The 11,722-nt window shown below is 62.2% G+C and carries 10 protein-coding genes; 2 read left to right on the top strand and 8 right to left on the bottom strand.

Annotation, left to right across the window (positions count from 1 at the left end):
• The first annotated feature begins 150 nt into the window (after positions 1 to 150).
• Positions 151 to 813 (top strand): hypothetical protein, encoded by a 663-nt coding sequence (locus AC07VS_RS06930; RefSeq protein WP_494750560.1) that lies wholly within the window; start codon positions 151 to 153, stop codon positions 811 to 813.
• Here the strand turns inward: AC07VS_RS06930 and AC07VS_RS06925 are convergent.
• From AC07VS_RS06925 to AC07VS_RS06905, 5 genes are all read right to left on the bottom strand, one after another.
• A complete protein-coding gene (locus AC07VS_RS06925) occupies positions 797 to 2,071 on the bottom strand; it encodes an acyl-CoA dehydrogenase family protein (RefSeq protein ID WP_492346390.1) in 1,275 nt (424 codons plus the stop codon). The genes AC07VS_RS06930 and AC07VS_RS06925 overlap by 17 nt on opposite strands.
• Positions 2,072 to 2,166: 95 nt before the next feature.
• A complete protein-coding gene (locus AC07VS_RS06920) occupies positions 2,167 to 3,258 on the bottom strand; it encodes a phosphotransferase family protein (RefSeq protein WP_494657281.1) in 1,092 nt (363 codons plus the stop codon).
• A 45-nt stretch (positions 3,259 to 3,303) separates the two neighbouring features.
• Positions 3,304 to 4,023 carry a Crp/Fnr family transcriptional regulator gene (locus AC07VS_RS06915; RefSeq protein WP_027478639.1) on the bottom strand — a complete coding sequence of 240 codons (720 nt, stop codon included), beginning with the start codon at positions 4,021 to 4,023 and terminating at the stop codon, positions 3,304 to 3,306.
• A gap of 380 nt (positions 4,024 to 4,403) precedes the next feature.
• Positions 4,404 to 5,180: an oxepin-CoA hydrolase, alternative type gene (locus AC07VS_RS06910; protein WP_494750559.1), complete on the bottom strand. Its 777-nt coding sequence runs from the start codon at positions 5,178 to 5,180 to the stop codon at positions 4,404 to 4,406.
• A gap of 29 nt (positions 5,181 to 5,209) precedes the next feature.
• The gene (locus AC07VS_RS06905; protein WP_494750558.1) at positions 5,210 to 6,730 is read right to left on the bottom strand and encodes a 3-hydroxyacyl-CoA dehydrogenase; all 1,521 of its coding nucleotides are present in this window, start codon (positions 6,728 to 6,730) and stop codon (positions 5,210 to 5,212) included.
• 70 nt (positions 6,731 to 6,800) lie between these two features.
• Between AC07VS_RS06905 and AC07VS_RS06900 the strand changes: the two genes are divergently transcribed.
• Entirely contained in the window at positions 6,801 to 9,122 is a 2,322-nt protein-coding gene (locus tag AC07VS_RS06900; RefSeq protein WP_494750557.1) for a type IV pilus assembly protein FimV, read from the top strand.
• Between the two features lie 86 nt (positions 9,123 to 9,208).
• Here AC07VS_RS06900 and AC07VS_RS06895 read toward each other — a convergent pair whose 3' ends face one another.
• The 3 genes from AC07VS_RS06895 to lexA all read right to left on the bottom strand — a co-directional run bounded on the left by AC07VS_RS06895 (position 9,209) and on the right by lexA (position 11,670).
• Positions 9,209 to 10,216, bottom strand: a complete 1,008-nt coding sequence (locus AC07VS_RS06895) for a D-2-hydroxyacid dehydrogenase family protein (protein ID WP_492346395.1) — start codon at positions 10,214 to 10,216, stop codon at positions 9,209 to 9,211.
• A 222-nt stretch (positions 10,217 to 10,438) separates the two neighbouring features.
• Complete coding sequence (locus tag AC07VS_RS06890; RefSeq protein ID WP_494750556.1) at positions 10,439 to 10,879, bottom strand: hypothetical protein; 441 nt, start codon at positions 10,877 to 10,879, stop codon at positions 10,439 to 10,441.
• A 119-nt stretch (positions 10,880 to 10,998) separates the two neighbouring features.
• Entirely contained in the window at positions 10,999 to 11,670 is a 672-nt protein-coding gene (gene lexA / locus AC07VS_RS06885) for a transcriptional repressor LexA (RefSeq protein ID WP_494750555.1), read from the bottom strand.
• Positions 11,671 to 11,722: the final 52 nt, after the last annotated feature.

The raw sequence follows: 11,722 nt of genomic DNA, 5'->3' as shown, positions 1-11,722 counted from the left end.
CCACCCGCACGTGTCCAACTCCTGAGGGGGGGTAACCCGGGCGCGATTCAGTGCCGAGTTCCGTGTCTTTGTTGCGGCAGCGGTTCGCTGGATGCTTCAGGCAGATCAACTTCTGGCAAATAATTCATCTTTCAGTGAATTTGAGTTGCCATGCTGGAGCGCCTGTCAAAGTTCTTGAAGCCCGATCATTCCGCTGCCCTGGGGGCTTGGGCCAAGCGTGAAGGCCTGGCTTTCGAGGCCCTCCGCAGCGAGGACCGCCTGATCTGGACCGGGCGTCTCAGCGGAATGGCCTTGCGCATGGAGAGCATGCCGCCCAGGCGTGACTATCTGCGTGGCCATGAATTGCGTCTGCGCATGAATCTGGATCTGCCGGACAGCTTGTCTTTGATGGTGATGAGCCGATGGTTGAAAACCCGTCTTGAGCAGCAGGCTTACGAGGGTTACACCGACAAGGTGCGAACGACAGGAAAGCTGAAGTTGCACGAAGAAAGCCGATGGCTGGCACTGTTTGGCGAGCTCGGGTGGACCACCATGGCGCCAGAGCTCTGGGCACGCTACGCCGTGCTCGGCGATCGTCGGGAGGAGGCCCAGTGCTGGCTGGAGGGGCCCCTCACGGCGGGCTTGCTGGCCTGGGAGGGGACGGATGAGCGCTCTGTCCCTTTGGTCATGATGCTGACGCGCGGTTGTCTGTACCTGCGCACCGAGCATGATCGCCCCCATGTGCAGCAGTTGTCACGCACATTGGAACTGGCCCAGTTGGCTGCCAACCGGGCGCAGGTCTTTGCCGGTTTCGGGCTCAGCAGCCTCGTGTGATCGGCATTTCAACTTCGACAGGGCGGGCGGCGTACTTGCCCAGTTCAAGCTTGGCGATGGCGTTGCGGTGCACCTCGTCCGGACCGTCTGCGAAGCGCAGGGTACGTGCCCCTGCGTAAGCGTAGGCGAGCGGGAAGTCGTCGCACATGCCGCCGCCGCCATGCACCTGCATGGCCCAGTCGATGACCTGGCAGGCCATGCTGGGGGCCACGACCTTGATCATGGCAATTTCGGTCTTGGCCACCTTGTTGCCGGCCACGTCCATCATCCAGGCTGCCTTCAGCGTGAGCAGGCGCGCCATGTCGATCTTGCAGCGGGCTTCGGCGATGCGCTCCTGGGTCACGGTCTGTTGCGCCACGGTCTTGCCGAAGGCGGTGCGGGCCGAGGCACGGCGGCACATCAGCTCAAGTGCGCGCTCGGCCAGGCCGATCAGGCGCATGCAGTGGTGGATGCGTCCGGGGCCAAGGCGGCCCTGGGCGATCTCGAAGCCGCGGCCTTCACCCAGCAGGATGTTGCCCACTGGTACACGCACGTTCTCAAACGTCATCTCGACGTGGCCGTGCGGGGCATCGTCGTAGCCGAACACATTGAGCGGACGCAGGATCTTGATGCCGGGCGCGTCGGCTGGCACGACCACCATGCTCTGCTGAGAGTGGCGGGGAGCTTCCGGATCGGTTTTGCCCATGGTGATGAAGACGGCGCAGCGCGGATCGGCAGCCCCTGAAATCCACCATTTGCGGCCATTGATGACGTACTCGTCGCCCTGGCGTTCAATGCGGGTTTCGATGTTGGTCGCGTCACTGGAGGCGACATCGGGTTCTGTCATGGCAAAGGCAGAGCGGATCTTGCCTTCGAGCAGCGGCTTGAGCCAGCGCTCGCGGATCTCTGACGAGCCGTAACGGGCAATGGTTTCCATGTTGCCTGTGTCGGGGGCAGAGCAGTTGAACACTTCGCTGGCCCAGGGCACCGCACCCATGATTTCGGCCAGCGGTGCGTATTCCTGGTTGGTGAGGCCGGCGCCCTTGTAGCCCGAGGCGTCCGCCGTGTCGACGGGCAGGAACAGGTTCCACAGACCAGCCGCCTGGGCTTTGGGCTTGAGGTCTTCGATGGTCTTCAGCGCTGACCAGCGCTTGCCCGCGGCCGTGTTGGCTTCCAGTTCGGCGTGGTAAGCGCCCTCGGACGGGTAAATGTACTCGGCCATGAACTGCTTCAGCCGTGCCTGGAGTTCCTTGGTTTTCGGTGAATAGTCAAAGTCCATGTGCTTCTCCTGTTGGATTGATTGGCGCTGTGCCGGGGGCTTCTTGTGGAAAGAACGAAAAAATGGGGTGGCCGTGTCTGCGGGGGCGAGAGGCTTCAGCCGCCTGCACGTTGCGCAAATTGCCATGCCATCTGGGCCAGGGGGCGGGCCCCGGCTGCCGAACTGACGGCCTGGGCGCTGGAGGCGGTGCCGGTCTCCACGCGCTTGGCGATGCCCTGCAGGATGGCTGCGATGCGGAACAGGTTGTAGGCCAGGTAGAAGTTCCAGTCGGCCTTGAGTGCTTCGGGGGTGGTGATGCCGGTGCGCTCGCAGTAGAGGCGGATGTATTCGTCTTCGGTCGGAATACCCAGGCTTTGAACGTCCAGCCCTCCAATGCCGCGGAACGAGCCGGGCGGGATGTGCCAGGCCATGCAGTGGTAGCTGAAGTCGGCCAAGGGATGGCCCAGGGTGGAGAGCTCCCAGTCAAGCACGGCCAGAACGCGTGGCTCGGTGGGGTGGAACATCAAGTTGTCGAGCCGGTAGTCGCCATGCACGATGGACACCATGCGCTCATCCCGGGCCGCGGCCGGGATGTTGGCGGGCAGCCAGGCCATCAACTGGTCCATCTCGGGGATGGGTTGGGTGATGGAGGCGACGTATTGTTTGCTCCAGCGGCCGATCTGGCGCTCGAAATAGTTGCCTGGCTTGCCATAGCCGGCCAGGCCGCGGTCGGCAAACTTGACCGTGTGCAAGGCCGCGATCACGCGGTTCATTTCCAGGTAGATGTCGCGGCGCTGCGCAGGCGTCATGCCGGGCAGAGACTGGTCCCACATCACGCGGCCATCGACAAATTCCATGACGTAGAAGGCGCGGCCGATGATGGATTCGTCTTCGCAGAGGCAGTGCATCTGCGCCACCGGCACGTCGGTGCCGGCCAAGCCCGTCATCACGGCGAATTCGCGTTCGATGGCATGCGCCGAGGGCAGCAACTTGGCCACCGGGCCCGGCTTGGCGCGCATCACATAGGAGCGCTTGGGCGTGACCAGTTTGTAGGTGGGGTTGGACTGCCCGCCCTTGAACATCTCGACGCTCAGCGGGCCTTCAAAACCGGGCAGGTGCTGGCTCAACCATTGCGACAGGGCCGCAGTGTCGATGGCATGCTGTTCTGTCACGGGGCGCGTGCCGACAAAGTGTTCGTAGTTGCTCATGGGCTGGTGTTTGTCTCTTTGGGTTTCAGGGGCAGGGTGGCTGAATCAGAGGTCGCTGTCGGCGATGCGCATCAACGCATCGCGGTCACGCACGATCAAGCCTCCTGGTTCGATGCGGATCGCGTCTTCGCGCTCCATGGCTTTCAGTTCCTGGTTGACGCGCTGACGCGAGGCCCCCAGCAACTGGGCCAACTCTTCCTGGGCCAGATGCAGGCTGATGCGCATTTCGCGACCGTCCGACAGGCTGGGCACACCGTAGCTGCGAACCAGGTGCACCAGTTGCTTGGCCAGACGCGCACGCAAGGGCAGGGTGTTGAGGTCTTCCACTAGGCCGAACAATTGCCGAATGCGCCGCGCATGCAGTCTCAGCATGGCTTCGTAGAGCTCGACGTGCATGGCCAGGATCTTCTTGAAGTCGGCCTTGGCCACACACAGGATGGTGGTGTCTCCATGCGCGTAGGCATCGTGGGTGCGCCGATCGCCGTCGAAGATGGCCACGTCGCCAAACCAGATCCCGGGCTCGACATAGGTCAGCGTGATCTGCTTGCCCGAGATCGAGGTGGAGCTCACTCGCACCGCGCCCTTGGCACAGGCAATCCACTCTTCCGGTGGGTCGCCCCGTGCTGCAATCAGCTCGCCGTCGCGGTATCGCTTCACGTATGCGCATCGGAGTATGTCGTGCCGGAGTGAGGGTGAAAGGGATGAGAACCAGCGACCGGAGTTGATCGCTTCACGTTCTTCGATATTAAGAATCGGGTCGTCCATGGCCTGTCTTTTGCGTGACTGAAAACAGGTTCATTGTCGCGTCTGGGACCGGCGTGATCCCACAGGGTTGTCACCTGCGTGTCTGAGCGGACGGGGCATTCAGGACGGCTTGCTTGCCTCATCCGATCCGGTTCGCGAATCCCGGCTTTCGTGCGGGCGTGAACCACCGTCTGGCTGCGCCGGCGGGGCGGTCAGTGTGGACGGTGTGGGCGGTGGACTGCGTTGGCTCGCCAGGCCCAGGGGTGATCACGCGTGGCGAGTGCAGGCCCAGGCGCAGGCTCAGGCGCAAGGCCGTTGGCGGCGCCATCAGTCAAGGCTGATCAGTCACGTCGTGCCAGGCCGCGTGGCGATCAGTAATCTTGCGATCAGTAACCTTGCAATCAGTAACGCGGCGTGGTCTTGTTCAGAAAGGCCTCAATGCCAATGCCCGCATTGACGTGGTGCAGGTTGCGGACAAAGTGGTCGCGTTCGAGGTCGAGATGGTGGGTCAATGTGTCTTGACCGGCCTCGTTGATCAGGTCTTTGATGCTGGCCAGTGCATTGGGGGCACGTGCGTTGAGGCGCTCGGCCCATTGAAGCGCATCCTGCAGCGCCTGGCCTGGTTCGCTGACATGGTTCACCAGGCCATGTTGGTGAAGTGCGCTGGCTGAGATGCGGTTGCCGAACATCAGCAACTCCGTGACAAGTTGCCGCGGCAAGGCCCGGGCGAGGCTCCAGCTGCCGCCGCCGTCGGGCGAAAGGCCAATCGTGCTGTAGGCCATCACAAACTGGGCGTCGCGCGCCGCCAGCACGAAATCACAGGCCAGGGCCAATGAAAAACCGGCGCCTGCTGCGGCTCCTTCGACGGCCGCGAGGATCGGCTTTGGGAAGAGTCGGATGGCCTCTATCCAGGTGTGCAAGCCTTCGATGCTATCGGCCTGCACGGCCGGTGCCTGTAGGCGGTTGGCCTGCAGGCGCTGCAGATTGCCCCCGGCACAGAACCAGGGCCCAGACCCCGTGATGACCACTGAGCGCACGTCCGAGCTGCGCTCGGCCACATTGAGGGCTTCGACACCGGCCGCATACATCTCTGGCCCCAGTGCGTTGCGGAACTCGGGGTTGTGCAGGGTCAGGATCAGGGTCTGACCCTGGCTGGTGCTTTGCAGTTCGGCGGGCATGGTTCAGTGGTGTTGTGGCGTTCGAGGGCTCAGTGTTCGACGTGGCTCAAGCTCAGGCCGATGGCGCCGCGGCGTCGCAGCCAGGGGCTGGGCCGGTAGCGCTGATCGCCGTACACGGTCTGCATGTTGAAAAGCACCTCCAGCACATTGGTGGGGCCATAGCGGTCCCCCATGGCGAGCGGGCCCATGGGGTAACCCAGACCCAGTGTGACGGCCAGTTCCAGGTCGCGTGGGCTGCAGATGCCTTGCTGGCAGATGTCCGTGGCGATGTTGATGATGGTGGCGACCACCCGTTGGGTGACAAAACCGCCACTGTCGCGAATCACGCTCACCGCCTTGCCGTCACGAGCGAACAGCGCATGCGCTGCATCGCGCATATCGGCTCGAGTGGCCGGGTTGGTGGCCAATACCCGGCGCTTGGTGCTGGCATCGTCCACCAGCATGTCGATGCCCACGGTGCGGCTTGGGTCCAGGCGCTCCACCACGGCCACCGTGGTCACGTCGAAGCCCAGCGGGGCCACCAGGGTGAGTGCCTGGGGAGAGGGTGACGTGCCGGTTTCGATCGCAGCACCCAGGTCCTTGAGCAGTTGGTACAACTCGGCCCGGCGCGCGGCGCGACTCGAAACCCACACGGGGGGCATCTCTGGAACCTGGGGCACGGGGGGCTCTGGCGGCCACTGCGCCTGTTGGCCTTCGTAGCGGTAAAACCCCTGGCCAGTCTTGCGACCCAGCATGCCGCCCGCGAGCCGCTGTGCGGTGATGACGCTGGGGCGGTAGCGTGCCTCTTCGTAATATTGGCGGTAGATCGACTCCATCACCGGATGCGAGACGTCGAGGGCCGTGAGGTCCAGCAATTCAAATGGGCCCAACTTGAACCCGACCTGGTCTTTCAGAATGCGGTCAATGGTGGCGAAATCAGCCACACCTTCCGACACGATGCGCAGGGCCTCGGTGCCGTAGCCGCGGCCGGCATGGTTGACGATGAAGCCAGGGGTGTCTTGAGCGGTCACTGGGGTGTGCCCCATCTGGCGCGCGTAGTCGCTGAGTGCCGTGCAGGTGGGCTGCGCCGTGGCCAGCCCTGCAATCACTTCAACCACTTTCATCAGCGGAACAGGGTTGAAGAAGTGGTAGCCAGCCACCCGCTCAGGCCGGGCGCAGGCGGCTGCAATTGCCGTGATCGAGAGAGAGGATGTGTTGCTGGCGAGCACGCACTCGGCGCTCACCACGGACTCCAGGTCTCGAAACAGGGCGCGTTTGGCTTCGAGGTTTTCGACGATGGCTTCGACGACCAACTGACAGCCAGCCAATGCCGACAGGCTTTCAGCCACGTGCAACTGGCCCTGATATTGCTGCAGTTGGTCCGGGCTGATACGGCCCTTGGCCGACAGCTTTTCCCATTGGCTGTTGATTTCTTGACGGGCAGAACTGGCCGCACCTTGTTTGGCATCGAACAAATACACTTGACTGCCAGCCTGGGCTGCAATCTGTGCAATGCCTCGTCCCATGGCGCCACTGCCCACGATTGCAACGCTTTGGTAAATTATTTTCATGAATGAATTATCCCTTGCTTGGGGACTAGAAGCCTTGTGCCAGAATCTGCGATAAAGCAAACACGAAATTGTGAAAATACGTAATATTTTCGTCGGGGTGCCTTTGTTGGCGCTGGCTGGTAGCAGTTTTGCTCTCAGTCTGGGGGGCGTGCGCGGCAACGCTGTGCTGGGGCAGGCGCTTTCGCTGGCCTTTGAATTGAAACTCGAATCCGGCGAGGATGTCGATGCTGGTTGCCTGCGTGCCCAACTGGCCCAAGGTGATACCCGCATTGATGGCTCCCGTGTGACGCTGGCGATTTCTGGCAGTGCCGGCGAGCGTGTGGTGCGCCTTCGATCCAATGTCCCTGTTGACGAGCCCGTGGTCACTGTGACTTTGACGGCGAACTGTGATCAACAGGTCACCCGCCGCTATGTGTTGTTGACCGAGCTGCCGCAGGATCCTCGTGCGGCGGCTTCGGTGGGTGCGTCCCCAGCCACGGCCTCGCCCGTGCCGCAGCCCAAAGCCTCCGACGCTATCGCGATACCCGCCCAATTGGTGCCAAGCGAGGCCCGTGGCGTCCGCGATACAGCAGCGGGCAAGACCGGGGAGCGTGTCGTGCGGGCAGCGCGCCACGAGCCTGCCAAGCCGTCTGCTGGGAAGGTGGCCGCGGCGCCTCCGGTGGCCAAGGCTCGCCTCAAATTGGATTCTCCTGCGGATTCGGTCGAGCGCGTCGTCGGCTTGAAGCCTTCGCCCATGCTCAGCATGGTGCCGCAAGAGGGGGCTTCGCCGCAGCGTGCGCAGGCCCTGGCTGCATGGGCCTCGCTGAATCGATCGCTGGAGCAGATTCTTTCAGACACGGATGATCGCGCGCGATTGGAGGCCGAGAACAAGCGTCTCAAGTCGGTGGACAGGCAGGCTCAGGCCCAACTGAACGAGTTGAAGAGTCGTCTGGCAGAGGCGGAAGATGAGCGCTACGCCAATCCCGTGGTGTACGGGCTGGGTGGGTTGGTGCTTTTGCTGATCGGCGCTGGGGCTTATGCCGGCCTGCGTCTGAAGCGAGGCGGTGGCGTGCCACGAGCGAGTGGGGTGGTTGCCAAAGCCTCTCGAAAGGGTAAGGCGCCCTGGTGGCAGACGGGGCTCAAGTCGAATCAAGGGGCCGAGGCGGGTGCGTCGGTGCTGCCGGAGCCGGTGCCTGCCGTGGCGTCTCCAGCCCCGGTGGCTGGGGCTGCCAGACCAGTCATGGCAGATGTGGCCAAGCCGCCATTCCTGCCATCGATGTCCGGCGTTCATGTCGACCTGGACTTGAGTGAGTCGGCCTTCCAACGGTTGGAGAGCATGGGCAAGGCGACGGCGGCGTCACCCACAGATTTCTTGAAATCGGAGTTGCGTCCCGCTGGCTCCACAGATTTGGTGGGTGTGCCAGTGCCCGGTGGGGGCTCCAAGCTGCCGTTGGATCTGTTTGATGTGCAACAGCACGCTGAATTTTTCGTTTCGCTCGGCCAATACGACGAAGCCATCGGCGTTCTGCAAACCTATATTGATCAGTATCCAGAAAGCACCCCACTGGCTTACCTCGATCTGCTCAAGATTCACCACACACTCAGTCACACCGGGGAGTACGCCCGGTTGCGTGAGCGTTTCAATCAGATCTTCAGTGCCGAAGTGCCGCCCTTCAGTGCTTTCTCCAAGGCGGGCAAGGGCCTGGAGGCCTACCCTCGCACCCTTTCCTATCTGGAAAAGGTGTGGGGCAGCCCCGGGGCTTTGGTGGCGGTGGAGGACGCCGTCTTTCATGCGCACGCCGTCTCGATCGGCGAGTTCTTTGACCTGGATGCTTTCAAAGACCTGCTCGTGCTGCAGTCCGTGGCTCGTCAACTGGATCAGGAAGCGCGAAGTGATGGGGCCTCGGGTGTCAGCAGTCCGCGCCTGCAGTCTGGCGACTTGTCGACAGCGTTCCAGACCGTGCGCGACTCTCAATTCGGTGCGGCGCCTGGGCAGATTCCGGCGGAATTCATGCCTGTAGATCCCATCTCGGGTTTTGGCCCTTCCACCCAGTCTTCAGGCCCTGACAGCTTGATGAACCTCGACCTGGACCTCAGCGACATGGAGGCGGCTCTGGCGCCGCCCAGGGCGCCGACTGAGGTGCGCGTCGAAGAGCTTGGCAAAGCGGGCAGCGCAGTCGCTCGAACGGCAGAGTTGAGCTCGCCGCTGGATTCTCCTTTTGATTCGCCGCTTGACTCGCCGTTGGACTCTCCCTTGGACTTCACGCTTGACGGGACTGCGCTTGCCGAACTGGATCGCCTGCCCGCGACCATGCCAGTGGAATCAACAGTCATCGAAGACAGCAATCTGATTGATTTCGACTTGTTCGAGGCCGATCTTGCCAAGTCGATTTCGAAATCCAACAAACTTTGAAGCGGCGCAGTGGCCGCTCCAGGCAAGACCCTGTGGCCCAGCCGGGGTGCATCCAAGAGCCCCCCGTCGAACCGCTGGCTGTCCGATCAGCGCCGCACCTGCAGCGCCCCAGGATTGACGATGTTGGTGGGCGTACCGCGGATGTAGTTGACCAGATTGTCGAATGCCGCACCAAAGTACAGCTCATAACTGTCGAGTTCCACATAACCGATGTGGGGTGTACAAACGCAGTTTTCCAAGCGAAGCAGGGCATGTCCCTGCAAAATGGGCTCGCTTTCAAACACATCCACCGCAGCCATGCCGGGACGGCCCCGGTTCAGCGCGGCGATCAGGGCGTCGGGCTCCAGCAACTCGGCTCGTGATGTATTGACGATCAGCGAACTGGATTTCATGCGTGACAAGTCTTCGAGGGTCACAATGCCACGGGTGTCATCGTTCAGGCGCAGGTGCAGGCTCAACACATCGCACTGCTCGAAAAACTCCTCGCGGCTGTTGGCCGCCTGGTAGCCATCGGACAAAGCCTGGGCCCGAGATGCCTCGCGCCCCCAGACGCGCACATTCATGCCGAATGCAGCGCCATAGCTGGCGACCAGCTGACCCACCTTGCCGTACCCCCAGATGCCCAGGGTCTTGCCCCGCAGCACGTTGCCCAACCCGAAGTTGGGCGGCATGGAGGCAGATTTCAGACCCGATTGTTGCCATGCGCCATGCTTGAGGTTGGCGATGTATTGAGGCAGCCGCCTCATGCTGGTCATGATCAGGGCCCAGGTCAATTCAGCAGGGGCAACAGGCGAGCCAACGCCTTCGGCCACCGCAATGCCTTTTTCGGTGCAGGCGCCAACATCGATGTGACTGCCCACCCGTCCCGTCTGTGAAATCAGCCTGAGTTTGGGGAGTTTTTCGATCAGTTGACGGGTGATGTGGGTCCGCTCCCGAATCAGCACAATGACTTCCGCATCCTTGAGCCGCACGGACAGCTGCCCAAGGCCTTTCACCGTGTTGGTGTAAACCTTGGCGGAAAAGGGGTCCAGGCGTGCTGCGCAATTGAGTTTGCGCACTGCGTCTTGGTAGTCGTCCAGAATCACAATGTTCATCCCCTGATTGTGCCCTGCCTGGGGTGGGCATCGGGCCTGGAGGGGATGGATCATGGAACCGGTTTGGGTGAATGCAGGCATTTGCCCGCTTCAGCGTAGGACATTGCGATAGATGATGAATCGCGAGGCCCGAAGTCTTGGGGCAAGATGCGCGCTTCTTTGGGCCCCAAGGCGGGCCGACTGGGGTATGCCGGATTCAGCCCGGGGGAGAGCCGATCGTTGTCAATGCACCAATCCGGGATGGGCGGCAGCCAAGCGCTCCAGCTCGGCACACACATCGGCCATGCGTCCGGAAATCACCAGTCGACCAGCCTGTCGGGGGTTGGGGCAGCTTTCCCGGATCCGCAACACACGAAGGGGGCGCAGGCTGGAGGACGAGGGGCCCGAGTGCACCTGGGGGGCTGTCGCAGCGGGCCCACGGTCCATGCGGTCGGCTCGTGCATCCACCGGCACCGTGGCCACCGCCTGTTCGAGGGCGATGCCGACCAGATCCTGGGATGCCTGTGGGATGGGGGGAGGTGCTTCGCAACCCGATGTCATCCGCTTGGAGGCTTGCGCGCCCAGATTGGCGTCATTCAAGCCTGCATTGTGGGTGCGTCGAGGGGCCAAGATGGCGCTCAGAGGCGCGAGCCAACGCACGGCAGTGGTGAATGCCTTTCCCATGTGAAACTCCAGTTCGATTCAGGGGTTGAACACAGGCAGGATTGAAAGATGGAGCCAGCGCAGGGTTTCGACAAGGACACCTTGCCTCAAACGCCCGCCACCTGCGCAGGCCAGCCGCTTTACATCAGCATCGTGTTTCGGATCAAGCCAACAGCCAGCCCTTCGATCTCGAAAGGGTCACCCGGCTGGACGATGATGGGGGCGTAGTCCGGGTTTTCGGCGATCAGTTCGATGTGCTGCGGTGTCTTGCGCAGGCGCTTGACCGTGACCTCTTCACCGAGGCGGGCCACGATGATCTGACCGTTCTTGGCTTCACGGGTGGATTGCACTGCCAGCAGGTCGCCATCCATGATGCCCGCGTCACGCATCGACATGCCGCGCACCTTCAGAAGGTAGTCGGGCTTGTGCTGGAACAGGCTGTTTTCCACGTAATAGGTTTGATCCACGTGCTCTTGGGCGAGAATCGGTGAGCCTGCGGCGACTCGTCCGATCAGGGGCAGTGCCAATTGGCTCAGGCCGGGCAGGGGCAAGGAGAATTGAGGGTCGCGGCTTTGATTCAGTTGGCGCAAGGTTTCGCCACGCAGCCGGATGCCGCGAGAAGTACCGCTGACCAGTTCAATGACCCCTTTGCGTGCCAGCGCTTGCAGGTGTTCTTCAGCCGCATTGGCAGATTTGAAGCCCAACTCGGATGCGATTTCAGCCCGGGTTGGCGGAGCACCGGTGAGGCCGATGGCGCTCTGGATCAGTTCCAGAATCTGTTGCTGTCGTGCGGTGAGCTTGGGCATGTCCATGGTGGCGGCTCCTGAGGGCTGTTTTAATATCCAGTAACTGTATTTTTGACCA

This window comes from Curvibacter sp. GW821-FHT01G03, assembly GCF_059422285.1.
This window is presented reverse-complemented; position numbering and strand designations above follow the sequence as displayed.